Annotated in this window: 25 protein-coding genes and 1 pseudogene; 19 read left to right on the top strand and 7 right to left on the bottom strand. The window is 54.7% G+C overall.

Annotated elements, in window-relative coordinates; translation table 11 throughout:
- Positions 1–33: 33 nt before the first annotated feature.
- The 3 genes from H2515_RS05410 to H2515_RS05400 form a co-directional block, all read right to left on the bottom strand.
- Positions 34–837: a CbbQ/NirQ/NorQ/GpvN family protein gene (locus H2515_RS05410; protein ID WP_065413973.1), complete on the bottom strand. Its 804-nt coding sequence runs from the start codon at positions 835–837 to the stop codon at positions 34–36.
- Positions 838–989: 152 nt separating this feature from the next.
- A complete protein-coding gene (locus tag H2515_RS05405; protein ID WP_014029595.1) occupies positions 990–1,346 on the bottom strand; it encodes a ribulose bisphosphate carboxylase small subunit in 357 nt (118 codons plus the stop codon).
- A gap of 78 nt (positions 1,347–1,424) precedes the next feature.
- Entirely contained in the window at positions 1,425–2,846 is a 1,422-nt protein-coding gene (locus H2515_RS05400) for a form I ribulose bisphosphate carboxylase large subunit (RefSeq protein ID WP_014029596.1), read from the bottom strand.
- Between the two features lie 382 nt (positions 2,847–3,228).
- Between H2515_RS05400 and H2515_RS05395 the strand changes: the two genes are divergently transcribed.
- The 5 genes from H2515_RS05395 to H2515_RS05375 all read left to right on the top strand — a co-directional run bounded on the left by H2515_RS05395 (position 3,229) and on the right by H2515_RS05375 (position 8,685).
- Positions 3,229–4,263: an efflux RND transporter periplasmic adaptor subunit gene (locus H2515_RS05395; protein WP_198661109.1), complete on the top strand. Its 1,035-nt coding sequence runs from the start codon at positions 3,229–3,231 to the stop codon at positions 4,261–4,263.
- 3 nt (positions 4,264–4,266) lie between these two features.
- Entirely contained in the window at positions 4,267–6,000 is a 1,734-nt protein-coding gene (locus H2515_RS05390) for an ATP-binding cassette domain-containing protein (RefSeq protein WP_198661108.1), read from the top strand.
- Entirely contained in the window at positions 5,997–7,112 is a 1,116-nt protein-coding gene (locus H2515_RS05385) for an ABC transporter permease (RefSeq protein ID WP_198661107.1), read from the top strand. The genes H2515_RS05390 and H2515_RS05385 overlap by 4 nt, the downstream gene beginning before the upstream one ends.
- Positions 7,112–8,221 carry an ABC transporter permease gene (locus tag H2515_RS05380; RefSeq protein ID WP_198661106.1) on the top strand — a complete coding sequence of 370 codons (1,110 nt, stop codon included), beginning with the start codon at positions 7,112–7,114 and terminating at the stop codon, positions 8,219–8,221. The genes H2515_RS05385 and H2515_RS05380 overlap by 1 nt, the downstream gene beginning before the upstream one ends.
- Positions 8,222–8,394: 173 nt before the next feature.
- On the top strand, positions 8,395–8,685 hold the full coding sequence (locus tag H2515_RS05375; protein ID WP_035190050.1) for an integration host factor subunit alpha: 291 nt from the start codon (positions 8,395–8,397) through the stop codon (positions 8,683–8,685).
- Between the two features lie 61 nt (positions 8,686–8,746).
- On the opposite strand, the gene H2515_RS05370 is transcribed toward H2515_RS05375, so the two are convergent.
- Positions 8,747–8,965, bottom strand: a complete 219-nt coding sequence (locus tag H2515_RS05370; RefSeq protein WP_035190049.1) for a hypothetical protein — start codon at positions 8,963–8,965, stop codon at positions 8,747–8,749.
- 495 nt (positions 8,966–9,460) lie between these two features.
- Between H2515_RS05370 and H2515_RS05365 the strand changes: the two genes are divergently transcribed.
- From H2515_RS05365 to H2515_RS05315, 12 genes and pseudogenes are all read left to right on the top strand, one after another.
- Positions 9,461–10,072: a PilZ domain-containing protein gene (locus H2515_RS05365; protein ID WP_232821572.1), complete on the top strand. Its 612-nt coding sequence runs from the start codon at positions 9,461–9,463 to the stop codon at positions 10,070–10,072.
- A gap of 93 nt (positions 10,073–10,165) precedes the next feature.
- Positions 10,166–10,423 (top strand): type I restriction-modification system subunit M N-terminal domain-containing protein, encoded by a 258-nt coding sequence (locus H2515_RS16300; RefSeq protein WP_332873301.1) that lies wholly within the window; start codon positions 10,166–10,168, stop codon positions 10,421–10,423.
- Between the two features lie 111 nt (positions 10,424–10,534).
- The gene (locus H2515_RS05360; RefSeq protein WP_085537847.1) at positions 10,535–11,047 is read left to right on the top strand and encodes a HugZ family pyridoxamine 5'-phosphate oxidase; all 513 of its coding nucleotides are present in this window, start codon (positions 10,535–10,537) and stop codon (positions 11,045–11,047) included.
- A 196-nt stretch (positions 11,048–11,243) separates the two neighbouring features.
- Positions 11,244–11,483, top strand: coding sequence for an antitoxin (locus H2515_RS05355; protein ID WP_231551049.1), 240 nt, complete (start codon positions 11,244–11,246; stop codon positions 11,481–11,483).
- A gap of 11 nt (positions 11,484–11,494) precedes the next feature.
- Entirely contained in the window at positions 11,495–11,887 is a 393-nt protein-coding gene (locus H2515_RS05350; protein ID WP_232821571.1) for a type II toxin-antitoxin system VapC family toxin, read from the top strand.
- A gap of 33 nt (positions 11,888–11,920) precedes the next feature.
- A pseudogene (locus H2515_RS05345) lies at positions 11,921–12,157 on the top strand (integration host factor subunit alpha); the annotation flags it as partial.
- An 80-nt stretch (positions 12,158–12,237) separates the two neighbouring features.
- Positions 12,238–12,483 carry a type II toxin-antitoxin system Phd/YefM family antitoxin gene (locus H2515_RS05340; RefSeq protein WP_198661104.1) on the top strand — a complete coding sequence of 82 codons (246 nt, stop codon included), beginning with the start codon at positions 12,238–12,240 and terminating at the stop codon, positions 12,481–12,483.
- The gene (locus H2515_RS05335; RefSeq protein ID WP_232821570.1) at positions 12,480–12,866 is read left to right on the top strand and encodes a type II toxin-antitoxin system VapC family toxin; all 387 of its coding nucleotides are present in this window, start codon (positions 12,480–12,482) and stop codon (positions 12,864–12,866) included. Before H2515_RS05340 ends, H2515_RS05335 begins: the two co-directional genes overlap by 4 nt.
- Before the next feature lie 109 nt (positions 12,867–12,975).
- The gene (locus H2515_RS05330) at positions 12,976–13,440 is read left to right on the top strand and encodes a LexA family protein (RefSeq protein ID WP_198661103.1); all 465 of its coding nucleotides are present in this window, start codon (positions 12,976–12,978) and stop codon (positions 13,438–13,440) included.
- Positions 13,441–13,519: 79 nt separating this feature from the next.
- A complete protein-coding gene (locus H2515_RS05325; protein ID WP_035191739.1) occupies positions 13,520–14,269 on the top strand; it encodes a PilZ domain-containing protein in 750 nt (249 codons plus the stop codon).
- A 55-nt stretch (positions 14,270–14,324) separates the two neighbouring features.
- Positions 14,325–15,074, top strand: a complete 750-nt coding sequence (locus H2515_RS05320) for a PilZ domain-containing protein (RefSeq protein WP_198661102.1) — start codon at positions 14,325–14,327, stop codon at positions 15,072–15,074.
- A gap of 236 nt (positions 15,075–15,310) precedes the next feature.
- Positions 15,311–15,817, top strand: a complete 507-nt coding sequence (locus tag H2515_RS05315; protein ID WP_232821569.1) for a VOC family protein — start codon at positions 15,311–15,313, stop codon at positions 15,815–15,817.
- A gap of 225 nt (positions 15,818–16,042) precedes the next feature.
- Here H2515_RS05315 and H2515_RS05310 read toward each other — a convergent pair whose 3' ends face one another.
- On the bottom strand, positions 16,043–17,305 hold the full coding sequence (locus H2515_RS05310) for an IS256 family transposase (RefSeq protein ID WP_054609030.1): 1,263 nt from the start codon (positions 17,303–17,305) through the stop codon (positions 16,043–16,045).
- A 357-nt stretch (positions 17,306–17,662) separates the two neighbouring features.
- Between H2515_RS05310 and H2515_RS05305 the strand changes: the two genes are divergently transcribed.
- Both H2515_RS05305 and tssA read left to right on the top strand, forming a co-directional pair.
- Positions 17,663–17,902, top strand: a complete 240-nt coding sequence (locus H2515_RS05305) for an IS3 family transposase (protein ID WP_198661101.1) — start codon at positions 17,663–17,665, stop codon at positions 17,900–17,902.
- Positions 17,903–17,939: 37 nt separating this feature from the next.
- The gene (tssA, locus tag H2515_RS05300; protein ID WP_198661100.1) at positions 17,940–18,983 is read left to right on the top strand and encodes a type VI secretion system protein TssA; all 1,044 of its coding nucleotides are present in this window, start codon (positions 17,940–17,942) and stop codon (positions 18,981–18,983) included.
- Between the two features lie 30 nt (positions 18,984–19,013).
- Here tssA and H2515_RS05295 read toward each other — a convergent pair whose 3' ends face one another.
- Entirely contained in the window at positions 19,014–20,165 is a 1,152-nt protein-coding gene (locus H2515_RS05295) for a hypothetical protein (protein ID WP_232821568.1), read from the bottom strand.
- Positions 20,166–20,243: 78 nt separating this feature from the next.
- Positions 20,244–25,397, bottom strand: a complete 5,154-nt coding sequence (locus H2515_RS05290) for a beta strand repeat-containing protein (RefSeq protein ID WP_198661098.1) — start codon at positions 25,395–25,397, stop codon at positions 20,244–20,246.
- Between the last annotated feature and the right edge of the window lie 3 nt (positions 25,398–25,400).

The raw sequence follows: 25,400 nt of genomic DNA, 5'->3' as shown, positions 1-25,400 counted from the left end.
CGACCCTGTTTACTGCAAGGCGAACGTGAGAACTCAGAAGTAAGTAGTCACCGCCGCATCCAGGGCATCGCGCATATCCGGGTCATCGGTAATCGGACGCACCAGCGTCACCCGGCAAGCGGCCTTTGCTTCGACGCCCTTGCTGATCAGCGAGCCGGCGTAGACCAGCATACGGGTGGAGATACCCTCATCAAGACCATGACCCTTCAGGTTACGGGCACGCTCGGCGATAGACACCAACTTACCGGCGACGTCCTTGCCGACACCCGTCTCATGAGAAACAATTTCCGTCTCAATCGCATGCTCGGGGTAATTAAAATCCAGAGCACCAAAGCGCTGCTTAGTTGACTGTTTCAGATCCTTCATGAGGCTCTGATAGCCCGGATTGTAAGAGATCACCAACTGAAAATCGGGGTGTGCATGAACCAGTTCCCCCTTCTTTTCCAGCGGCAAAATCCGGCGATTATCGGTCAGCGGATGGATGACCACGGTGGTATCCTGACGGGCCTCCACGACTTCGTCCAAATAGCAGATGGCACCCAAACGCGCCGCCATGGTCAACGGACCATCCTGCCAGCGGGTGCCTTGCGGGTCGAGCAGGAAACGTCCGACCAGATCGGAGGCCGTCATGTCTTCATTACACGCCACGGTGATCAACGGCTTACCCAGCTTATAGGCCATATACTCCACGAAACGGGTTTTGCCACAGCCGGTGGGGCCCTTGAGCATCATCGGCATACGCACGCCGTAAGCGGCTTCATACAGCTCTATTTCATCACCGGTAGCCCGGTAGTAGGGTGCTTCTTTAATATAGTATTCGGCCAGCTGATCGCGCATGAGATGGTTCTCCTCGGACAATATCGGACAGGGAAACACGGCACTTGACGAGAATATTCACGATAGCGCGAAGGCAGGCTACAGAATACTCTCGACAAGCGCCGTATCTGCTTGGCGCGAAGCCCTTACAGATACGGCACGGAACTACTTACTTATACGGTCTTGCCCCGATAAATCACCAGAGCAGCGCCCTGGGACTGCTTGAAGTTGTCATAACCGACAAGACGGACGTGATTATGGGGATTGGCCTTGTGACAGGCCTCCGCCTCTTTCAAAATGTGATCCACGTCGGTTTCACCGAACATGGGCAACTTCCACATATACCAGTAGTGATCAAAGGCATTCTCCGGCTCGGTGTGCTCAATAGCCGGGTTCCAGCCCTTGGATACAATATACTCGACCTGGTTACGAATCTGCGCCGGGGTTAAAGCGGGCAAATAAGACAAGGTTTCGAACTTCCGGCTCGCCGGATCGGAGAGACGGGATTTGTAATCCTGCACTTCACTCATAAAAAGCTCCTAGGCATCAAGACGTGCCCACCGGAGCGGGAAACAAAGTATCCCCGCCGGGGTACACGATAAACGTGCTTACTTGTGGGCGACGTCCAGCTTGTCGACGGTATCGAACTCGAACTTGATCTCTTTCCACGTTTCCATGGCCACCTTGAGTTCGGGAGAATGCTTGGCGGCGTCAGTGAGGACGGCCTTGCCTTCTTTCTCGATGGGCACACCGCGGTTGCGGGCTTCCACACAGGCTTCCAGCGCAACACGGTTGGCAGCAGCGCCAGCAGCATTGCCCCAGGGGTGGCCCAAGGTGCCGCCGCCGAACTGCAACACCGAGTCATCACCAAAGATGGTGACCAGCGCCGGCATGTGCCAAACATGGATACCACCGGAAGCAACCGGCATCACGCCCGGCATGGAACCCCAGTCCTGGTCAAAGAAGATACCGCGGCTGCGATCTTCCTTGATGAACTTATCACGCATAATGTCGATCCAGCCCAAGGTCGCCTCGCGGTCGCCTTCGAGCTTGCCTACCACCGTACCGGAGTGCAGATGATCACCGCCGGACAGACGGAGAATCTTGGTCAGCACGCGGAAATGAATACCGTGGTGCGGGTTACGGTCGAGCACAGCGTGCATGGCGCGGTGGATGTGCAGGAGCAAACCGTTATCGCGACACCAGTTGGCCAGACCCGTGTTGGCACAGAAACCACCGGTGATGTAGTCATGCATGATGATGGGCGCACCAATTTCCTTGGCGTATTCCGCACGCTTGTACATCTCTTCCGGGGTGGGCGCGGTGACGTTCAGGTAGTGACCCTTGCGCTCACCAGTCTCCCGCTCTGCCTTCTCGATCGCCTCCATGACGAAGTCGAAACGCTGCTTCCAACGCATGAAGGGCTGGCTGTTGACGTTTTCGTCGTCCTTGGTGAAATCCAGACCGCCACGCAACCCTTCATAGCAGGCACGGCCGTAATTTTTGGCCGACAGTCCCAGCTTGGGCTTGATGGTGCAACCCAGCAGCGGCCGACCATACTTGTTCATGATGTCGCGCTCGACCTGAATGCCGTGGGGTGGGCCGCCGCAGGTCTTGACGTACGCGATCGGGAAACGCACGTCTTCCAGACGCAGGGCACGGACAGCCTTGAAGCCGAACACGTTACCGACCAGCGAGGTGAAGACGTTAACCACGGAACCTTCTTCAAACAAGTCGATGGGGTAGGCGATGAACGCATAGAAGCAGGTGTCATCGCCAGGAACGTCTTCGATCTTATACGCACGGCCCTTGTAGTAGTCGAGATCGGTGAGGAGATCGGTCCACACCGTGGTCCAGGTGCCGGTGGAGGATTCAGCGGCAACCGCAGCAGCGGCTTCCTCACGATCCACGCCCGCCTGGGGAGTAATCTTGAATACGGCAAGGATATCCGTATCCTTGACGCTGTAATCCGGTTCCCAATAGGTGTTCCGGTAATCCTTCACACCCGCGCTATAGGTCTTGACGGCCATATGCCACCTCCATGCAGTTGCCCGACGCCGGAGGCACCGGCGTCAATCGCTACGTCTGCAGCGATTGACGGACTATAGTGCGGGGAAACCATAAATACTAATCAGTATTAATTATTTTTTTTATAAGGCTTACCTGATGAAATGTCTGCCTTATGACGGTCAAAGGGATCCCGGTGGTGCCAGGGTAAACACGCCCATCATCGCAGACGATATGCACTGCCAATAAGGACAATGTGGCCCAATTGCGCGCCGCCAGGCAGCAGATGGCCACGGATTACATCCGCGCCAAGCAGGACTACAATGTGGCATTCTCCGATTAGATAAGTGTCTTGCTGAACAAGAGTGCAAACCCATAGTCCACTAGTCTGGGAGTATATGACGCATGGCTATCGCCAAAAAAAAGTTGGTCATTGCCGCAGTGGTCATTCTCGCCATCGGTGCCGGGGCAGCTTATTGGGAAAGCCGTCCGACGGCATCCACCAATCAGGTCACCATTTACGGGAATGTGGATATCCGTCAGGTACAGGCGGCTTTTGATGACAGTGGACGCATCCTGCATCTCGCTGTGCAGGAGGGTGACCACGTCCACAAGGGTCAGTTACTGGCGGAACTCGACCCGACCCGCTTTCAGGATGCGGTGGACCGCGATCAGGCCAGCGTTGCCGCGCAGGAACAGGTGCTGGCCCGCCTGCTGGCTGGTTCCCGTCCCGAAGAAATTGCCCAGGCCAGAGCGAGCGCTGCTGCCGCCCAGGCCACCCTGGCCAATGCGGAAATCACCTGGCACCGGCAGCAGGCGCTGGCTGCGGAGCAATATGTGCCCAAGCAGAATCTGGATAATGCGGCCGCCGCCCTGAAAACGGCCCAAGCCAATCTGGATCGCGCCCAACAAGGCCTGACCCTGACGATCAAAGGGCCGCGCACAGAAGACATTGCCGCTGCCCGCAGCCAACTCGTCGCCGAGCAGGCCGCTCTGCATCTGGCACAGCGCGAACTGGTGGACACCAGACTCTTCGCGCCGCAAGAGGGCGTGGTGCAAGACCGCATTCTCGAACCGGGGGATATGGCCAGTCCACAGGTGCCCGTTTTCACCCTCGCATTAGATAATCCCGTCTGGATACGTGCTTATCTGCCGGAGAAATCACTAGGGCAGGTGCAGCTCGGCATGCTGGCCGATATCGCCAGCGACTCCTTCCCAGGAAAACCTTTTGCAGGATGGGTAGGCTTTATTTCGCCCACTGCCGAGTTCACCCCCAAGACCGTACAAACCACGGAACTACGCACCGAGCTGGTGTATCGAGTGCGTATTTATGCCTGTAATCCCAGGCACCAGTTGCGCCTGGGCATGCCCGTGACGGTGCAGATTCCGCTCCGAAATAACCGGCCAAAGAATCGGAACACGAACGTCTGCGAACGCTGAGCCATGACCGACACGCCCTTGCGCTTCAGTCAAGTCAGCAAAAGCTTCGCCCGCGGTAAAAACCGGGTACAGGCTTTGCGCAACCTGGATCTGAGTCTTCCCCTCGGCTCCATCACCGCCCTCTTGGGACCCGACGGGGCGGGCAAGACCACATTGCTGCGTCTCGCCACCGGGCTGCTGATCCCGGATAGCGGCGAGGTATCCGTCCTCGGCGCCGACACCCGTCGGCAGGCGACGCGGGTGCAAGCCGCTATCGGTTACATGCCGCAGCGTTTTGGTCTCTATGAAGATCTCACGGTGCAAGAAAATCTCGACCTGTACGCCGATTTGCAAGGATTAACGCGGGTGGCAGCGGCAGCCCGCCAGCAGGAACTGCTCAAACTCACGGCCCTCGGCTCCTTTGGTGCCCGGCGCGCCGGAGCGCTGTCCGGCGGCATGAAACAAAAGCTCGGCGTCGCTTGCGCCCTGCTGCGTGCCCCGCAACTGCTCCTCCTGGATGAGCCGACGGTGGGTGTTGATCCCATTGCCCGCCGCGAACTCTGGGAGATTATCCAGGGACTCAGGAAACAGGGCGTCACGGTGCTCATGAGCACCGCCTATTTTGACGAGGCGGAGCGCTGTGACGAAATCATTCTGCTGCATCAGGGCAAGCTCCTGAAAAAGGCTAGTCCCGAGGCCTTCCACCAACCACTGGACGGGCGCTGCTTTCTGGTCACCCAGGCAGCGGTGAACAAGCGCCACCTGCGGGAAAGCCTGCAACACCGGCCCGCCGTTCAGGACGCCCGTATTCTCGCCGAAGGCGTGCGCGTGCTCTGCCGTGATACCCGGCCCCACGCCGTGGTGGGAGAAAACTGGCAGGTTGCCGCACCCACCTTTGAGGATGCCTTTGTCGATCTGTTAGGCACCCCCGAAGACCCGGATACCAAAATCATGCCTGACCCGCCGCCCGCCGCCCTGCTCACGGACCAGGAGGCAAAGCCCGTGGTGGAAGTGCGCGACTTAGGCAAATTCTACGGCAAGTTCGAGGCGGTTAAGGGCACCACCTTCAGCGTTCGCAAAGGCCAGATATTTGGCCTGCTGGGTGCCAACGGCGCTGGCAAGACCACCACTTTTCGTATGCTCTGCGGTCTGCTCCCGGCTTCTTCCGGCTCCCTGCAGATTGCCGGGGTCGACATGCGCCATGCCACCGCTCAGGCCCGGGCCCGCATCGGCTACGTCGCCCAGAAGTTTGCCCTGTACGGCAACCTCAGCAGTGATCAAAACCTGGCCTTTTTCTCCGCCGCCTACGGGCTGCGCGGCAAGGCGCGGCAAACGCGTCTAGACTGGGCGCGACAGGAATTCCAGTTGGCCGACTATCGCCATGTCAATGGCGACGATCTGCCCCTCGGGATCAAGCAGCGCCTGGCCCTGGCCTGTGCCCTCCTGCATGCGCCGCCGATTCTCTTCCTGGACGAACCCACTTCTGGGGTAGATCCCCTCGCCCGCCGCGAATTCTGGCAGCGCATCAATGCCCTGGCCGAAGGCGGGGTGACGGTGCTAATCACCACCCATTTCATGGATGAGGCCGAATATTGCGACCACCTCGTCCTGATGTCCCTAGGCGAGGTGCTGGCCCAGGGCAGCCCCCAGGAAATTCGTGATCAGGCCAAGGATGCGGCGCACCCTGAGCCGAGTATGGAAGAGGCGTTCATCCATCTCATTCAGGCACACGAAAGCCAGACCCGGAGAGCATCATGAAGCTCCAGCGCCTGCGCGGTCTGATTCGCAAGGAGTTCATCCAGATCTGGCGCGACCCGTCCGCCATCGCCATCGCTTTTTTCATGCCAGTGTTTCTGCTTTTTCTTTTTGGCTATGGCGTATCTCTGGATGCGCGCCATGTGCCGGTGGCCGTGGTGGTGGACCAGCCCAGCGCGGAAACCAGCGCCTTTGTCAGCGGGCTGCAGCAGTCGACTTACTTCACGCCACAAGTCTACGGCAATGTTCAAGCCGCACGCCGGGCAGTGATGGAGCATCGGGCCGACGGCATCCTCTGGCTGCGTGCTGACTTCAGCCGCCAGGTGTTGCAGGGCAACACCGCCAGCATCGGTGTACTTGTCAACGGTGAGGATGCCAATAATGCCCGAATCTTGCAGGGTTACCTGCAAGGTGTCTGGCAAGGCTGGCTGCAACAGCGCGCCGCCAGCGCCGGAGCGGCGCTGGTCGTGCCGGTCACCGGCCAGGACCGCATCTGGTTCAATCCAGCCCTGCGCAGCCGCGATTATCTGGTGCCGGGGCTCATCGCCGTCATCATGACGCTCATCGGCGCCCTGCTGACGGCGATGGTAGTGGCCCGGGAATGGGAGCGCGGCACTATGGAAGCCCTCATGGCCAGTCCGGTGACCATGAATGAGATACTCCTCGGCAAGCTCATTCCCTACTTCTTTCTCGGCATGGGCGGCATGCTCCTGTCCGTAGCCATGGCGGTATGGCTTTTCGCCGTTCCTCTGGTGGGCGGCTTCTGGGTCCTGCTGCTTTGCTCCTCGCTCTTTTTGTTGGCGGCGCTGGGTATGGGACTGCTAATCTCCAGTGTGGCTCATAATCAGTTTGTGGCCGGGCAGATCGCCATTATCGTGACCTTCCTGCCTGCCTTTATCCTCTCCGGCTTCATCTTCGATATTCAATCCATGCCCGCCGCCATTCGCCTCGTCACCCACATCGTTGCCGCCCGCTACTACGTGAGCATTTTGCAGACGGTGTTTCTGGCGGGTGACGTCTGGCCCGTCATTCTCTGGAACAGTCTGGCCCTGGCCCTGATGGCGACCTTTTTCCTCGGAGTCACCCTGCTACGTTCCCATAAGAGGCTGGACTGATGCTGGCGCGGATCTGGGCTTTGGTGATCAAGGAATTTCTGGCGCTGTTGCGGGACAAGAAGAGTCGCTTCGTGTTGATCGGCCCGCCTCTGATGCAGTTGCTGGTCTTCGGCTATGCCGCGACTTTCGACCTCAACCATATCCCCTACGGGGTCTATAATCAGGATTCCGGTTTTGCCTCCCGGGAATTATTAGGACACTTTCAAGGCTCGGCCGCCTTTCAACAGGTAGCCACGATTACCCATGATGGGCAGATCGCGCCCCTGATCGACAACCAAAAAGCGTTGCTGGTGCTGCAGATCGGCCCGAACTTCACCCACGATCTGCTGCTGCATCACCCGGCATCCGTGCAGGTCATCATTGACGGTCGCAACTCCAACACGGCCACCCTGGCCCTCAACTACGTCAACAGTGTCATTCTGTCTTTCGACACCCACTGGGCCACCACCCACCACTGGGGTAAGCCCCCAGCACAACTGGTGGTTCGCTCCTGGTTCAACCCCAATCTGTTATCCCGCTGGTTTATCGTTCCGGGCATTGTCGCTTTGCTGACCCTGGTGGTCACCCTGCTGGTAACCGGGTTATCGGTAGCACGCGAGCGCGAGCAGGGCACCTTCGATCAGTTGCTCGTCACTCCGCTAAGTCCCCTGGAAATCCTCTTGGGCAAGGCCCTGCCCGGCTTCATCATTGGCGCGCTGGAAGGCGTTTTTATCACCCTCGTAGGGATGTTCTGGTTTCAGGTGCCCTTCATCGGCAGCATCCTGGCGCTAGCGCTGGGCATGGCGCTGTTCCTGTTCGCCGCTATCGGCATCGGACTGATGATCTCGTCGCTCGCCGTCACCCAGCAGCAGGGCCTGCTGGGGGTATTCCTCTTTCTGGTACCGGCCATCTTTCTTTCCGGCTTTGCCACCCCCATCGCCAACATGCCGGAACTGGTGCAGGACCTCACCTATATCAATCCCATGCGCTACTTTCTGATGATTGTGCGCGGGGTTTTTCTGGAGGGCGATGGCGTTCACGAACTATGGTCGCAATACTGGCCGCTGGCCCTGATCGCTCTGGGCTCCATGACTGCCGCAACCTGGCTGTTCCGCCACCGGATGCAGTAAACTCCCATGGAGACCACTTGCCCTGTCGCGGCGCAAGTCTCATCATAAGGCGATGCGCCAGGATAATCATGATCAAACCAACGTCGGTGTCGCTTGTTTAAGCGCGCCCTTCTGCCTAGCAGGCTGTCGGAGCTTCATTATTAAAGTGTCGGAAGCTGATTAGGAACCCATAAATGACCGTCACCAAAAAACAGCTTGCAGACCACCTCTTAGACACCCTGGGTCTCGCTGCTAGAGACAGCAAATCCTTGGTCGAGGTGTTCTTCGACACCATCCGTCAAACACTGGCGTCTGGTGAGGAAGTAAAGCTCAGCAACTTCGGGGCCTTTGAGATCAAGGAGAAGCGGGCGCGTCCGGGTAGGAATCCTAAGAACGGACAGCCTGTTGAAATTGCCGCCCGAAGGGTTGTTACATTTCATGCCAGTCCAAAGCTGAAGGAAGAATGTAACGGGGAACGCGGGTAAGCTAATAAAAAACCCCGCCAAGTTAGTCTCAGCGGGATTTGGGTTACGGCAAGCGTGCTATTTATTCAGCCTTTTTCTCTGGGGCCTTCTTAACCATAGCGTGCTTGACTGGTGCCTTCTTGACCATGGTGTGCTTCATCAACTTCTTTTTGGCCACTACATGCTTCACCGGGGCATGCTTGGTAACAGCATGTTTAACCGGGGCATCGGTGACAGCAAAAGCAGACAGTGAAAAAGAGCTGACAACGATAGCAGCAACAATAGCAGAAATACGTTTCATGGTGTCTCCTCAATGGACAGAAATAGTCATATTGCGGCAGAGTTACTGCATGGATCATGCCACTCAACTAAAACAGGTGGTTGCACGCTTCTATTCATACACATCTGTCGTCTTTCCCAGACAAGGAATCGGGGGTAGACTAACAAGTGAGTAATTACCTTGTCGGTTTCTGGCGACAAGAATAAATCTTTGTAACCAATTACATAAATGAATTCTGTCGTTGGCACCGAAGAGTGGGCCATCCGGAGATGCCCTATAACACCGGCAGTGAATGATCAGAGGCTCTCTTGCCTAGTGACTTTCGTAGTGCACCGACCTTGAAGGGGTAGAAAATGGCAATTGTGGTAAAGTAACACCATGCAAAACTCACTCTCCATTGACGAACGCCTTGAGGCCCAATTTTCCTCCTGGGATATTGCCCCTGCGCCAGAAATCCCCGACCTCCTCATGACCCTCCGCGCACATGGCACGACTATCACACTGTTTAAGGACCAAGTGCAGCAGGCCTTTACGGCTCTGGTAACCCATCTTGAAGCCAAATCCATACGGCTCACTCTGCAGGATAATTCTACTGAAGGTGATCCATTTCAGATGGGTGGAAGGGTCCTGTGTGTGGGTTATGGCAAAGACTACTCCATAAGCTTCGTGGCTAATGCCGCTGCCGCAGTAAATAATATTCTCCATATTTCCTATCCTGTGAAGGTATATATCCGTAAGGGCCGTATGCACGAACGCTTTGCTTTGAAGGTCCCCATCTCAGCACAGTGGAGCAAGAATAATCATGAGTTGATCTTCGGGGATGTGATGGACATCAGTCTTGGCGGCTTTCTTGGGGGCATGAATGTGGCTTCGTTTGATGATGGCACCCGGACTTTCCAGCGTGGAGAAATTGGGCAAGTCACTTTGACAAAGCCTGGTGGGCAAAAGTGGTTGGGTTCGGCAGAGCTCAGACGTTCTGACCGAATCACCGCAGATAAACGTGACCCAGAAGACATCATTGGTCCTACCAGAGGATTCTCATTACTGGGCTTTGCTTTCCTGTTCAATGGGCCTGAACAATCGTTGTCCCTAGAGAAATTTCTGGAAGGTACATTGGAGACCAGGTGATGGTAAGGCGGCCACACCTTTTTCTCTGCTGCTCGTGGCTGCGTAAGTTTCCACTCCGACTATTAGTAGCTTCTATTTTGGGCGGCACCACTTCTGGAATGTTTACCCTGCTTACGTAGCCGGCCACTAAACCAACGTCATCTCATCACGGAAACCAGCGGGAACCCCATACCCCTCAAAAAATCCGAACTCTACGCCACCCTCTGGAAATCCTGTGACGAACTGCAGGGCGGCATGGACGCCGCCCAGTACAAGAACTATGTGCTTGTCCTCCTCGTGGCTCAGGCTCTCTCCTTTTTAAGGCAGCGTCTGAAGCCAAAACGGGTGTGGCCATTTGCGGGCAGGAAATGAACAACAGCACGGTTTCGGTCAGCACCAAACCAACCGTAGGGATGCTCCAGTGATCAACCATTTCGCCGTGTATCGGCGCTTAACCGAAAATCCGTTGAATGAGGTGTGACTATGATGGAAAGCACAGAAGTCGTTGCCGCAGAAATAAGTAATCTGATAGTCAATACGCAAACCATGACCCTGGCAACGCTAAATTCAGCAGGAGTTCCAGAGGCATCCATGGCGTCTTTTATTTATGAAGCAACAAGTCATCAGTTTTATACTGCAGTGAGTATGCTTTCTCCACATACCACCCACCTCGCCGCCAAAAAACCCACGGGGATAATGATCATCGGGGATGAACAGGGCGCCCCTCAGGTGTTGGGCAGAAAGCGCGTGAGCTATACGTGTGATGTCCACGAAATATTCAGAGAATCCGAAAGCTGCCATTTGTTGTACGAGCAGTTTACGACCAAGTTCGGCGGTATCATGGAAGTATTATTTGAGTTGCCGGATTTTCATGTGTTTTGCCTCCGGCCTATATCCGGTCGTTATATCGCAGGATTCGGAAAGGCCTATACCTTAAAGGGTGACTCTATCGCTCCGATGGGTCCGAACGATATCCGGAAGACTGCCGGGAGCTGAAAATGCGCTTACACCACCGCAATGTCGGAGCGTGTCAACATGTTTCCTGAAACCGCACTGCGTATGTCCGAAGTGTCTCAGGATCTGTCAGGTCTCATCGTTTGGGAAGGTGGGTTGCTTAGACGGTTACTGCATATTTACACACGCAGCGCGGAACGCTTATAGTACACACCTCGTACATCCACCCATGGAGCTTATGATGCATACCACCCGAATTTTCAAGAACGGGAACTCACAGGCCGTCCGTATCCCGGCGGATATCGCCTATGAGCGCACCGACATGGATTTGGAGATTGAGCGTGATGGCGATGAAATCCGGATACGACCCGCGCGTCGGTCTTTGTCTATGGTGCTGACCAAGTTTGCCAGGTTCGCCCCGGACTTCATGGCTGAGGGTCGCGGCGACCAGCAACAGGTAGAGAGAGACCCTCTGTAATGGCGCGATACATGCTCGACACCAATATGTGCATTTACCTGATGAAGAACCAGCCAGAAGAAGTCGCCAAGCGTTTTGCACGGTGCTACGTCGGCGATGTCGTGATGTCCTCAATCACCTACGCCGAACTGACATACGGTGTGGCCGCCGCAAACGATCCGGAACAAGAACGCATCAACCTCGCCAGCCTGGTGGATGATATACAGGTGGCTCCGTTTGATATTGCTGCCGGTGTATCCTACGGTCCCATCCGGTTAGCTACCCGTGACACCAGGACAAATGCGCTCGACAAGCTGATTGCCGCACATGCTATATCGCTGAACGTGATTATCGTGACCAACAACACAAAGGACTTCATCAAATATCCAGGGGCGATTTTGGAAAATTGGCTTCTCGAAACATAATCGACCATTGGTCAATATTAGGTTAGCGTCAACAACAGTAAATCCCTGGTAGAACCGTTCTTCGACACCATCCGTCAAACACTGGCGTCTGGTGAGGAAGTAAAGCTCAGCAACTTCGGGGCCTTTGAAATCAAGGAGAAGCGGGTGCGTCCGGGTAGGAATCCTAAGAATGGGCAGCCTGTTGAAATTTCGGCCCGAAGGGTTGTGACGTTTCATGCCAGTCCAAAGCTGAAGGAAGAATGCAACGGAGCAGAACGCCCTGAGATTTAACAGTCTGCCCTACGTCCAGCTCCATCATTGACAGGCCATCTTAGCCAGGCCAGACTAAAGGCGTCGATTTGGAGAACACTGTGCAACCCGTGAATATGTTACAAGCGAAATCCACCCTGTCTCGTCTGGTGGAAGCCATTGAGCAGGGACAAGAGCGCGAAATCATCATCGCCCGTAATGGTCGCCCGGCAGCCAAGCTCGTGCCCGTGGACAAAGTACCTCAAATAAACCGCATTGGTGTGGCAAAGGGTCTGTTTGAGGTTCCTGACAATATTGATGCGAACAATGAGGTCGTGGCGCAATGGTTTAGCGGTACTGCGTCTTGAATCTGCTGCTAGACACACATATCGCGCTATGGGCCATCACCGACAGCCCAAAGCTGTCACAGAAGGCGCGTGACCTGATCCAATCCCCCAAAAGTAGTGTCTGGATCAGTACCGCATCCCTCTGGGAAATTGCTATTAAACATGCACTTGGACGTGGAGACATGCCGGTATCCAGTCCGGAAGCTCTGCGCTATTTCCAGGAGTCTGGATATCAACTTCTCCCCATTGAGGCGGAGCATGCGATAGCGGTAGAAGAGTTACCCGCTCATCATCAGGACCCCTTTGACCGACTATTGGTAGCACAAGCGCTCGTCGAACCCATGCGACTTCTGACCCATGATCCGCTGGTCGCCCGTTACGGTGACACCATCCTCTCGGTTTGAATTGAGTTACAGTGATTTGGTCAGCAACGATCGAATAAAACGCAGCGACGGAATCGGTTATGATATCGGATTTGTCTTTCCACATCGGCCTATACTGAGGAGGGGTTCTATGGCTCTGGATAGCACCACCCTTGCCAAGCTGGCCAAGGTCGAGCTGACGGTCATGCAGCCCCATCCGGACGCCCCAAAGTCGGCTTTGCCCCTTTTTCTCTCCAAAGTGACCGCAGGACTTCCCGCGCAGGTAGACGATACCGTTCATGATTATGTTGACCTCAACGACTACTGCCTGCCTCACCCGGAAAGCAGCTTCCTGTTGCGAGTCTCAGGGCAGTCCATGTTGGGCGCAGGAATCCATGATGGTGATCTACTGGTGGTCGATCGAAGCAGCAAACCCAAATCAGGACAAGTTGTGATTGCCGCATTGGACGGAGAATTCACGGTGAAACGTCTGGCACGACAGGGGCAAGCCGTACAATTAGTGGCAGAGAATCCAGAATATCCTAGTATTAAGGTCAGACCGGATCAGATGTTTATGATCTGGGGCGTGGTGACATTCGTAGTGCACCGGCTTTGACCTAGCCAAAACAGGCAAGTTTCGCCTAATGGATCGGCAGCTGTGGTAAATTACCCCATGCTTTTTAAGGACAAATACAATGCCCAACCCACACTCCGTTGACGAACGCCTTGAAGCCCAGTTTTCTTCCTGGGACATTGCCCCTGCAGCCGAGATTCCCGAGTTGCTCTTTGCCCTCCGTACCCATGGCACGACCATCACGCTGTTTAAGGACCAGGTGCAGCAGGCTTTTACGGCTCATGTAACCCAGCTTGAGGCCAATTCCATACGGCTCACTCTGCAAAATTACCCGTTTGGAAGTAATCCATTCCAATTTGACGGGAAAGTACTGTGCGTGGGTTATGGCAAAAACTGCTCCATATGCTTCGTGGCCAATGTCACGGCCGTGGAAGTTGATGCTATTGAGGTCAGCTATCCGACGGCAGTGCGTATCCGTAAGGACCGCATGCATGAGCGGTTTCCTCTGAAGGTCCCTGTTTCTGTCCAGTGGGATAAGAACACACATGGGGTGATCTTCGGTGAGGTGATGGATATCAGCCTGGGTGGTTTTCTTGAGGGCATGAATGTGGCCACTTTTAACGATAGCCCCCGAACATTTCACTGTGGAGAGAAGGGGAAAGTTACTCTAATCAAGGTTGACGGACAACAGTGGGTGGGATCAGCAGAATTGAGGCGCGCAGAGATGATTACGGCTGATGACAGTGACTCCAATGATGTCAGTGGTCCCATCAGAGGATTTTTCTTGTTAGGTTTTTCATTCCTAATCAATGGACCGGAGGACACACTATCTCTAGGGCAATTCCTGGAAGGTACCTTGGATATCGACTGATGAATGGATCGGCAGTTGTGGTAAGTTAACCAAATGTTTTTTACGGACAAACATCATGCCCAAACCACTTTCCGTTGACGAACGCCTTGAGGCCCAATTTTCCTCCTGGGATATTGCCCCTGCGCCAGAAATCCCCGACCTCCTCATGACCCTCCGCGCACACGGCACGACTATCACACTGTTCAAGGACCAAGTGCAGCAGACTTTTACGGCAAAGGTTGCCCAGCTTGAGGCTAAATCCATACGGCTCACTCTGCAGGATGACTCTACTGAAGGTGATCCATTTCAGATGGGTGGAAAGGTCCTGTGTGTGGGTTATGGCAAAGACTACGCTTTAAGCTTCGTGGCTAATGCCGCAGCCGCAGTAAATAATATTCTCCATATTTCCTATCCTGTGAAGGTGTATATCCATAAGGGCCGTATGCACGAACGCTTTGCTTTGAAGGTCCCCATCTCAGCGCTGTGGAGCAAGAATAATCATGAGTTGATCTTCGGGGATGTGATGGACATCAGTCTTGGCGGCTTTCTTGGGGGCATGAATGTGGCTTCATTTGATGATGGCACCCGGACTTTTCAGCGTGGAGAAATTGGGCAAGTCACTTTGACAAAGCCTGATGGGCAAAAGTGGTTGGGTTCGGCAGAGCTCAGACGTTCTGACCGAATCACCGCAGATAAACGTGACCCAGAAGACATCATTGGCCCTATCAACGGATTCTCATTACTGGGTTTTGCTTTCCTGTTCAAAGGGACTGAACAATCGTTGTCCCTAGAGAAATTTCTGGAAGGTACATTGGAAACCTTATGATGTTTATCTCGCGGCTGGGCTTTTTCCTCTGCTGCTCGTGGCTGCTTACGGCCTGTGCAACAGAAGTTTCTTCCCATCCTGCTGCCTTACCGAACTATCCCGTTCATGTGAGTGCCCATGGTTGGTATTCCATAACGGTCCCAGTACCCATAAATAAGTCAAAAGGTCTATACGGCAACTAAGCATGCGTTACGGTGCACATATGGCTGAACTTTCTAAGATGAGATGCCATCCAAATGGCGACAAAACTTTGCTTAGTCAATAATAATGGTTCTATTCTTTACAAAAGGGTGAGTATAAATATGAAACTATCTATAGACCATATCGTCCTCAACGTAGAGGAGATCAGTAAATCCATAGACTTTTATACAGGGGTTCTGTTGCTTCAATCAGAACGGCTGAGTGAGTATCAGAAAAACGAAGCACCATTCCCATCGGTTAGGATTAATTCGGATACCATTATAGATCTTTTTCCAAAACACATGTGGGCAACAGAAGCACAACAAAATAAGGGCCAAGGAAACCTCAATCATTTTTGTCTTGCAATGTCGAAGGAAGATTGGCTGCTTCTCACGGAGCGGCTTCAATCTAATGGCATTCGTATAGAAGCGGGTCCAGTAAATAGATTTGGGGCAAATGGAGTAGGCACGTCCATCTACTTTAGGGATCCTGACGGCAACCAAATTGAGGCACGGTACTATTCGAAAGAAGACGCAGCAGACTCGTGCTTGCTTGGATCGTAGTATTCTGGACAATCAACGAAAGGCTCTTTACGAGAGTTGTTGTCTAATCCTAATAGTAGCTTCCATTTTGGGTGGCGCTACTTCTGGCATTTTTTCTTTGCTCACGTACCCCGGTGTCAAGGTAGTTGTCGCCTCTCTGAAATGGAGTCAGGCGTAGGGTGGGGGCGGAAAGTGGATTATCGAGCTATAGTCAATTCTGGTGTATAAGCATTTACTGACATAGCTTCAGGCGGCGCTCTGTTGGTCATCCGGCAGGATTTGATTGGCCGGCAATCCATCCATGAATTTCACCCCTGCAAAAAGATCGTGGACTTTCTCAGGGGCATAAATCCCGATCCAGCGTTTCTCTGCCTGTTGTAACATCTTGAAGCCCAATCCAATGAAGCTGTTGCGCGACACGCAGTTTTTTGTGCGCGATGTCCGGTGACGCACGGTGGCAAAGGTCGATTCAATGGCATTGGTGGTGCGGATGTGTCGCCAATGTTCGGCCGGATAATCATAGAAGGCCAGCAATTCCGCCCGATCCTTTTCCAGCTTGGCCACGGCCTTGGGATACTTCGCCTGGTAGTTGCGCACAAAGACTTCCAGGGCTTTCTCCGCGGCCTTCCGACTCTCGGCCATCCAGATTTCCTGCAGTGCCGCCTTCGCCTTACCCTGCTTGGATTTGGGCAGTTCGTTGAGGATGTTGGCGGTCTTGTGCACCCAGCAGCGCTGCTGGCGGGTTTCGGGATACGCTTCATCCAATGCTGCCCAGAAGCCCATGGCGCCATCACCAATAGCCAGTAATGGTGCAGCTTCCAGACCACGAGCCTGCAGGTCGCGCAGAATCTCCAGCCAGGAGGCCTTGGATTCGCGCAGACCGTCGCTGACACTGACCAGTTCCTTCTTCCCGTCCGCAGTCACGCCAATAATCACCAGCAGGCAGATGCGTGGATCCTCCTCCGCACGCAGGTTGGTATAGACGCCGTCCACCCACCAGTAGGCATACCGTTTACCTTCCAGGGAACGGCGTTGCCAGGCGGCATGATCTTCCGCCCACTGCGCCTTGAGGCGTCCCAATGCCGCAGGGGAAAGTCCCTTGGCCTCTTCGCCCAGGAGGATAGAAAGCGCCTCCTGCATGTGGCCAGAAGATACCCCATGCAGATACAGCCAGGGGACCGTGGCCGCCACCGTCCGCGATTTACGCACATACGGTGGCACCAGTGCCGAATTGAATTTAATCCCCGAACCCGAGCGATCCCGAACCTTGGGGACCTTCACTGGCACAGGGCCCAGGGCAGTTATGATCTCTCGCTCCGGCAGGTGGCCGTTACGAACGACCGCCTGACGACCATTGACCATCCGTACCGCAGAAAACTCTTCCAGCAATCCGGCCACCTCTGTCTCTATGGCCTGTTCGATCAGGGAACGTGCCGCACGCCGCAGCACGCCCTCTATCCCCAAGCCCAGCTCTCCCATACCACCCTCAAATACGGTATTCTTTTCCACGGCGTACTCCTTATGTTGCTTACTTGGTCTGCAAACCCTTTGTAGCAACAGTACGCCACCTTACTCAAGTCAGTTGTAATCTGCCTGTACACCAGATTCGATCATAGCTCTGGATTATCGCATTGTATGGATCGTTCCGTTCTCAATACCACAATAAGCGCCCAAGCACTGAGCAAATCCCTCTAAAAGACGGTGTAACAATGTGTGGCGGCTCAATGACAATAGATTGTCAGCGCTCATGAAGGCGTGGCGAAGCCAATACTCCATAAGCCATGGACAAGCTTTAAGGTCTCACTGAGCGGTTTCCACGCTTGGCCGAATCGGCCGCCGTCGAAGCATCGACCGGAGGATGAGCGATTGAAAGTCGCCATTCGCGCAACACATAAAAAACCCGGAGATCATAATGGTGCCAAAAGATTGCACAAAGAGCTACAAGAAGAGGGCTTTGTCACCAGACGCGACCGTGTGGTGCGGTTACGGCAGGAAATGGGCATCCAGTACAAACAGCGCACCACTTTAAAATCACTACGCAAGCGGACCATGATTCCCTATCTATTTATTAAAGATTATAGCGTTCCACACCAGATATTGCTATGATGCAGACTATAATTTTCTTTTAATGGATTTTAAGCCCATGTCCCAGATGATCGACATATCGGAACTTCTAACGCCAATCAGTGAGGAAATGCCGTGTGGAGAAAACCTTGAATATGATCGCCAGTTTGTTGAGTTGGAGCTTGTAGCAACCCCCAAGGCAGAACGTGCCATGGGCGACAGCGTGAAAGCCGCTGAAGAGCCAGATTGGAGCCAAGTTGAAAAACGCTCTGAGGAACTTCTTGGACGTTCCAAGGATCTGCGCGCAGCCATTTTCCTTACATCAGCATGGTTGCGAACTCAAGGCTTACCCGGCTGGGCATCCGGTCTCGCACTCGTTCAAGGATTACTTGAAAATTATTGGGATGATGTTCATCCACAGCTAGATGCTGAAGATAACAATGACCCAACCGCAAGAGTAAATAGCGTAAGCGTTCTTACCGATCCGATAGGTATTTTGGGCTATTTTCGTAATACCACTTTTGTACGATCACCACGGCTAGGGCAATTCTCTCTTCGAAGCCTACGTATTGCCAATGGCACACTCCAGACAAACACTGGCGGCTCTCCAACTTTAGTAGAAATTGAAGCCTGTTGCATGGACTGTCCTGAACAAGAATTAGTGGAAGCGCTAGCGGCAATAACAGACGCTTTGGAACATGCCAATGTTATAGACCGCATATTTTACGATCGTGTGGGAACGGCAGGTCCTGATCTTAAACCCCTACTACAGGACCATAGAGATCTAGCCAAGTTTATTCATGCACAAGTCGCACTTCGAATACCATCTTTTGGCACCGATTCTCCTGATACGGACAGTAGTGACTTGAACTCGCCTACGGAAATGGGCGATACAGGGCTGGTCGGACCTACAGAACCAGGCCAGATTACTAATCTTCAAGATGTAAAACGCTTGCTGGACGCCATATGCGAGTATTATGCCAAGCATGAACCTTCCAGTCCTGTGCCTTTGTTGCTGCGGCGTGCGCAGCGGCTGGTTGGTGCAAATTTTATGGATCTTCTGAAAGATCTCGCGCCAAGCGGACTATCAGAAATACAGATGTTTTCTGGTTCAGAAAACTAGAGAAAGCTAACATCATCTCAGGCAGAGCCTCTATCTTATGCTTTTCATACAGCGATTCTGACTCAGATGAGAAAACAACCTCTGCGAGGAGGGGTTCCATGTCACCGACAAGTTACCCGGAAATCCTAGAGTAATGTTAGCATTTGCAGGCTGACTTATCGGTCCGACAGACTTACCAATACCATCTCCATAATTGGCTTTGGCAAGCAAACTGTAGGTGACGGGATTCACACATGCCTGTAGATGGATAGACTTTGATGAAAAATCCAGAGAGGCCCCCATGGGCGCTAATATGCCGGAACTATGGACTTTCGTTTGTACTTTGCTATTAACCTCATCGGTCTTTTGGCAAACCGCACTTAAGAGATAACTCACTGTAATCTGTGGTGCCGGTATCACCCGAAAGAAACCTACAGCCTGCCCATGAGCCTGCAAAGAGCAACCAAAAAGAAAGTGATTCCTCCGCGGCGTTACATGTAACACATAGCTACCAGGTACGAGCCTGGCGAGATCCGGCCAACGCAACATGATCCTCGTAGGCGTTGCCGCTTCGATCCTTGGCTGTGTACCCAGCACGTTCCCCTGAGCGTTAGTGACTTCTACCGCTGGATTTGCACATTGCGGATCCGTCAAATTTACCCCTGTGAGCGTGATAGCTCGTAATACTCCGCCCTGCCTGATGACAAAAAGTGGGTGACGATGATTTGTGGTTTCAATTGCGTAAATCACTGCGGGGTTGGAACTAACACCACCGCCACTCGAAACATCTGTCAATTGCTGCACGGAGGATAGTAATACCGCAGCCATAGCAGAGCCTTCTGAACCGATACACCCGTCGGATGCATGCAGATACGATTCCGTGCGTTGAGCCACGGCATATGCACGCAAAACGAGTGTTCGCTCCTTTGAATTCAGAATAGCCAAAGTTTGATGCGAATATTTGTTAGGTTCACCGCGCAATGCATTGATCAATTTATTAATGTCTTCACGCACTTTTGGCAGTGACTTACGGGCAGGTGATGATTGTAGGTGTTTAGCCAACGCCTCCCGTACCAACTCTAACTCATGAATTGATTGCGCAGCAGTCATCAAGGCAACGTCCTGCGCACTCGCTGGAACAACCATCATGCTGAGTACGCTAGCCACTATGAACCAAATTAACTGATAGAGACTTCTCGTCATAGTGATGCCTCCCGATAATCTTTCATCTTGAGGCATCACCAATGATTGATTGTTTTCCTAACATTCCCATAAAGAAGCTCATTGCGTTTTATCCTGGCAATTACCAGGATTTCCGGGTGAACACGCTTGCTTTGCTCCAGGCAAACGTAAGCCTGGCGGAGCAATGCCATAGGGCACATAGTGCGCCGAAACAATACTAGCATCGACATAACCATATGCATGATTACTAGAATCTTGCACGCGACTGGCCAGCACAGCACCTGGTACATTGACGCTAAATCTTCCGATAATGGGTATAAACCCCCCTTGCAAATTAACTGCATTGAAATAGGCCGGCGGTATCCCTAGCATTGCCACGTACTGGGCATGCGGACTTACGACATATATTGGTGCAGAAGCTGTACCAATACCACCCTTTGAGGAAAAAATGCCAGACCCATCGTACAGGGGACTGGTACCTATTTGCTGAATATTTCCATTATTTGTCGACAGATAGAATGAAGAAGTTCCGGCATTCACTGTGTATGGACTCCCATTCATGGACGCCAATGTTAATGTTTGATTATTAGTAAAACTGAAGCCGGATGGTGATGAGAAATCACCAAGAACATTAACGAGATTATCATTATTACTGGATGCACTCCCTAGCACCGTCGAACCAATTGCTGTACCTGTCAACATCCCAGCATCAACCTGCCCACCAGCCCCCTCATTAATCGTGCCCGCCGAAGTCAGGGTGGTCGTCGTTCCATCCACCGTGCCGTTAATCGTGAGGTTGCCGCCGTTCGTCGTCAGTGCCGTACTGCTGCCACCGTTCACCGTGGCACCGCTGGACACCGTCAGACTCTGCGCGTTGTTCAGGCTGAATCCGGCAGCCGTGAAGTTGCCCAGATCGGTGATCATGTTACTACCGCCAAGCGTCGTGCTTCCCACCGAGCTGCCGGTCAAATCGGTGGCGTTGATCAGTCCGCCGGTGCCTTCTCCTATCGTGCCCGCCGAAGTCAGGGTGGTCGTCGTTCCATCCACCGTGCCGTTAATCGTGAGGTTGCCGCCGTTCGTCGTCAGTGCCGTACTGCTGCCACCGTTCACCGTGGCACCGCTGGACACCGTCAGACTCTGCGCGTTGTCCAGGCTGAATCCGGCAGCCGTGAAGTTGCCCAGATCGGTGATCATGTTACTACCGCCAAGCGTCGTGCTTCCCGCAGAGCTGCCGGTCAGGGTGGTCGCGGTTATGACCCCAGCGGTCTGATCAATATTACTACCCGATTCCAAATTTACATTTATACCGTTGATATTGTGAGCCAGAGCCAATGCACCGGCCGAATCCAGAGTGACATTCCCTCCTGACAGGCTTGCGTTTAAAACCAGAGGGCCGCTCGCCGTCGTTAGACTGATATTGCCGGAACCATTGGACGAATTGAGCGGACCATTGACCGTCAGACTCTGCGCGTTGTCCAGGCTGAATCCGGCAGCCGTGAAGTTGCCCAGATCGGTGATCATGTTACTACCGCCAAGCGTCGTGCCTCCCATCGAGCTGCCGGTCAAATCGGTGGCGTTGATCAGTCCGCCGGTGCCTTCTCCTATCGTGCCCGCCGAAGTCAGGGTGGTCGTCGTTCCATCCACCGTGCCGTTAATCGTGAGGTTGCCGCCGTTCGTCGTCGTCAGTGCCGTACTGCTGCCACCGTTCACCGTGGCACCGCTGGACACCGTCAGACTCTGCGCGTTGTCCAGGCTGAATCCGGCAGCCGTGAAGTTGCCCAGATCGGTGATCATGTTACTACCGCCAAGCGTCGTGCTTCCCACCGAGCTGCCGGTCAAATCGGTGGCGTTGATCAGTCCGCCGGTGCCTTCTCCTATCGTGCCCGCCGAAGTCAGGGTGGTCGTCGTTCCATCCACCGTGCCGTTAATCGTGAGGTTGCCGCCGTTCGTCGTCAGTGCCGTACTGCTGCCACCGTTCACCGTGGCACCGCTGGACACCGTCAGACTCTGCGCGTTGTTCAGGCTGAATCCGGCAGCCGTGAAGTTGCCCAGATCGGTGATCATGTTACTACCGCCAAGCGTCGTGCTTCCCACCGAGCTGCCGGTCAAATCGGTGGCGTTGATCAGTCCGCCGGTGCCTTCTCCTATCGTGTCCGCCGAAGTCAGGGTGGTCGTCGTTCCATCCACCGTGCCGTTAATCGTGAGGTTGCCGCCGTTCGTCGTCAGTGCCGTACTGCTGCCACCGTTCACCGTGGCACCGCTGGACACCGTCAGACTCTGCGCGTTGTCCAGGCTGAATCCGGCAGCCGTGAAGTTGCCCAGATCGGTGATCATGTTACTACCGCCAAGCGTCGTGCTTCCCGCAGAGCTGCCGGTCAGGGTGGTCGCGGTTATGACCCCAGCGGTCTGATCAATATTACTACCCGATTCCAAATTTACATTTATACCGTTGATATTGTGAGCCAGAGCCAATGCACCGGCCGAATCCAGAGTGACATTCCCTCCTGACAGGCTTGCGTTTAAAACCAGAGGGCCGCTCGCCGTCGTTAGACTGATATTGCCGGAACCATTGGACGAATTGAGCGGACCATTGACCGTCAGACTCTGCGCGTTGTCCAGGCTGAATCCGGCAGCCGTGAAGTTGCCCAGATCGGTGATCATGTTACTACCGCCAAGCGTCGTGCCTCCCATCGAGCTGCCGGTCAAATCGGTGGCGTTGATCAGTCCGCCGGTGCCTTCTCCTATCGTGCCCGCCGAAGTCAGGGTGGTCGTCGTTCCATCCACCGTGCCGTTAATCGTGAGGTTGCCGCCGTTCGTCGTCGTCAGTGCCGTACTGCTGCCACCGTTCACCGTGGCACCGCTGGACACCGTCAGACTCTGCGCGTTGTCCAGGCTGAATCCGGCAGCCGTGAAGTTGCCCAGATCGGTGATCATGTTACTACCGCCAAGCGTCGTGCTTCCCACCGAGCTGCCGGTCAAATCGGTGGCGTTGATCAGTCCGCCGGTGCCTTCTCCTATCGTGCCCGCCGAAGTCAGGGTGGTCGTCGTTCCATCCACCGTGCCGTTAATCGTGAGGTTGCCGCCGTTCGTCGTCAGTGCCGTACTGCTGCCACCGTTCACCGTGGCACCGCTGGACACCGTCAGACTCTGCGCGTTGTTCAGGCTGAATCCGGCAGCCGTGAAGTTGCCCAGATCGGTGATCATGTTACTACCGCCAAGCGTCGTGCTTCCCACCGAGCTGCCGGTCAAATCGGTGGCGTTGATCAGTCCGCCGGTGCCTTCTCCTATCGTGTCCGCCGAAGTCAGGGTGGTCGTCGTTCCATCCACCGTGCCGTTAATCGTGAGGTTGCCGCCGTTCGTCGTCAGTGCCGTACTGCTGCCACCGTTCACCGTGGCACCGCTGGACACCGTCAGACTCTGCGCGTTGTTCAGGCTGAATCCGGCAGCCGTGAAGTTGCCCAGATCGGTGATCATGTTACTACCGCCAAGCGTCGTGCTTCCCACCGAGCTGCCGGTCAAATCGGTGGCGTTGATCAGTCCGCCGGTGCCTTCTCCTATCGTGCCCGCCGAAGTCAGGGTGGTCGTCGTTCCATCCACCGTGCCGTTAATCGTGAGGTTGCCGCCGTTCGTCGTCAGTGCCGTACTGCTGCCACCGTTCACCGTGGCACCGCTGGACACCGTCAGACTCTGCGCGTTGTCCAGGCTGAATCCGGCAGCCGTGAAGTTGCCCAGATCGGTGATCATGTTACTACCGCCAAGCGTCGTGCTTCCCGCAGAGCTGCCGGTCAGGGTGGTCGCGGTTATGACCCCAGCGGTCTGATCAATATTACTACCCGATTCCAAATTTACATTTATACCGTTGATATTGTGAGCCAGAGCCAATGCACCGGCCGAATCCAGAGTGACATTCCCTCCTGACAGGCTTGCGTTTAAAACCAGAGGGCCGCTCGCCGTCGTTAGACTGATATTGCCGGAACCATTGGACGAATTGAGCGGACCATTGACCGTCAGACTCTGCGCGTTGTCCAGGCTGAATCCGGCAGCCGTGAAGTTGCCCAGATCGGTGATCATGTTACTACCGCCAAGCGTCGTGCCTCCCATCGAGCTGCCGGTCAAATCGGTGGCGTTGATCAGTCCGCCGGTGCCTTCTCCTATCGTGCCCGCCGAAGTCAGGGTGGTCGTCGTTCCATCCACCGTGCCGTTAATCGTGAGGTTGCCGCCGTTCGTCGTCGTCAGTGCCGTACTGCTGCCACCGTTCACCGTGGCACCGCTGGACACCGTCAGACTCTGCGCGTTGTCCAGGCTGAATCCGGCAGCCGTGAAGTTGCCCAGATCGGTGATCATGTTACTACCGCCAAGCGTCGTGCTTCCCACCGAGCTGCCGGTCAAATCGGTGGCGTTGATCAGTCCGCCGGTGCCTTCTCCTATCGTGCCCGCCGAAGTCAGGGTGGTCGTCGTTCCATCCACCGTGCCGTTAATCGTGAGGTTGCCGCCGTTCGTCGTCAGTGCCGTACTGCTGCCACCGTTCACCGTGGCACCGCTGGACACCGTCAGACTCTGCGCGTTGTTCAGGCTGAATCCGGCAGCCGTGAAGTTGCCCAGATCGGTGATCATGTTACTACCGCCAAGCGTCGTGCTTCCCACCGAGCTGCCGGTCAAATCGGTGGCGTTGATCAGTCCGCCGGTGCCTTCTCCTATCGTGTCCGCCGAAGTCAGGGTGGTCGTCGTTCCATCCACCGTGCCGTTAATCGTGAGGTTGCCGCCGTTCGTCGTCAGTGCCGTACTGCTGCCACCGTTCACCGTGGCACCGCTGGACACCGTCAGACTCTGCGCGTTGTTCAGGCTGAATCCGGCAGCCGTGAAGTTGCCCAGATCGGTGATCATGTTACTACCGCCAAGCGTCGTGCTTCCCACCGAGCTGCCGGTCAAATCGGTGGCGTTGATCAGTCCGCCGGTGCCTTCTCCTATCGTGCCCGCCGAAGTCAGGGTGGTCGTCGTTCCATCCACCGTGCCGTTAATCGTGAGGTTGCCGCCGTTCGTCGTCAGTGCCGTACTGCTGCCACCGTTCACCGTGGCACCGCTGGACACCGTCAGACTCTGCGCGTTGTCCAGGCTGAATCCGGCAGCCGTGAAGTTGCCCAGATCGGTGATCATGTTACTACCGCCAAGCGTCGTGCTTCCCGCAGAGCTGCCGGTCAGGGTGGTCGCGGTTATGACCCCAGCGGTCTGATCAATATTACTACCCGATTCCAAATT

It is taken from the genome of Acidithiobacillus ferrivorans (assembly GCF_016250455.1).
In the GTDB taxonomy this organism is placed as follows: domain Bacteria; phylum Pseudomonadota; class Gammaproteobacteria; order Acidithiobacillales; family Acidithiobacillaceae; genus Acidithiobacillus; species Acidithiobacillus ferrivorans.
This window is presented reverse-complemented; position numbering and strand designations above follow the sequence as displayed.

Excerpts from the sequence above, each read along its gene's own strand:
- H2515_RS05375 (WP_035190050.1), top strand. The coding sequence starts at position 8,395 with ATGACCGTCACCAAAAAACAGCTTGCAGACCACCTCTTAGACACCCTG.
- H2515_RS05400 (WP_014029596.1), bottom strand. The coding sequence starts at position 2,846 with ATGGCCGTCAAGACCTATAGCGCGGGTGTGAAGGATTACCGGAACACC.
- H2515_RS05395 (WP_198661109.1), top strand. The coding sequence starts at position 3,229 with ATGGCTATCGCCAAAAAAAAGTTGGTCATTGCCGCAGTGGTCATTCTC.
- H2515_RS05405 (WP_014029595.1), bottom strand. The coding sequence starts at position 1,346 with ATGAGTGAAGTGCAGGATTACAAATCCCGTCTCTCCGATCCGGCGAGC.
- H2515_RS05410 (WP_065413973.1), bottom strand. The coding sequence starts at position 837 with ATGCGCGATCAGCTGGCCGAATACTATATTAAAGAAGCACCCTACTAC.
- H2515_RS05350 (WP_232821571.1), top strand. The coding sequence starts at position 11,495 with ATGCTCGACACCAATATGTGCATTTACCTGATGAAGAACCAGCCAGAA.
- H2515_RS05390 (WP_198661108.1), top strand. The coding sequence starts at position 4,267 with ATGACCGACACGCCCTTGCGCTTCAGTCAAGTCAGCAAAAGCTTCGCC.
- H2515_RS05385 (WP_198661107.1), top strand. The coding sequence starts at position 5,997 with ATGAAGCTCCAGCGCCTGCGCGGTCTGATTCGCAAGGAGTTCATCCAG.
- tssA (WP_198661100.1), top strand. The coding sequence starts at position 17,940 with ATGTCCCAGATGATCGACATATCGGAACTTCTAACGCCAATCAGTGAG.
- H2515_RS05360 (WP_085537847.1), top strand. The coding sequence starts at position 10,535 with ATGATGGAAAGCACAGAAGTCGTTGCCGCAGAAATAAGTAATCTGATA.
- H2515_RS05320 (WP_198661102.1), top strand. The coding sequence starts at position 14,325 with ATGCCCAAACCACTTTCCGTTGACGAACGCCTTGAGGCCCAATTTTCC.
- H2515_RS05380 (WP_198661106.1), top strand. The coding sequence starts at position 7,112 with ATGCTGGCGCGGATCTGGGCTTTGGTGATCAAGGAATTTCTGGCGCTG.
- H2515_RS05315 (WP_232821569.1), top strand. The coding sequence starts at position 15,311 with ATGGCGACAAAACTTTGCTTAGTCAATAATAATGGTTCTATTCTTTAC.
- H2515_RS05370 (WP_035190049.1), bottom strand. The coding sequence starts at position 8,965 with ATGAAACGTATTTCTGCTATTGTTGCTGCTATCGTTGTCAGCTCTTTT.
- H2515_RS05330 (WP_198661103.1), top strand. The coding sequence starts at position 12,976 with ATGGCTCTGGATAGCACCACCCTTGCCAAGCTGGCCAAGGTCGAGCTG.
- H2515_RS05295 (WP_232821568.1), bottom strand. The coding sequence starts at position 20,165 with ATGACGAGAAGTCTCTATCAGTTAATTTGGTTCATAGTGGCTAGCGTA.
- H2515_RS05325 (WP_035191739.1), top strand. The coding sequence starts at position 13,520 with ATGCCCAACCCACACTCCGTTGACGAACGCCTTGAAGCCCAGTTTTCT.
- H2515_RS05355 (WP_231551049.1), top strand. The coding sequence starts at position 11,244 with ATGATGCATACCACCCGAATTTTCAAGAACGGGAACTCACAGGCCGTC.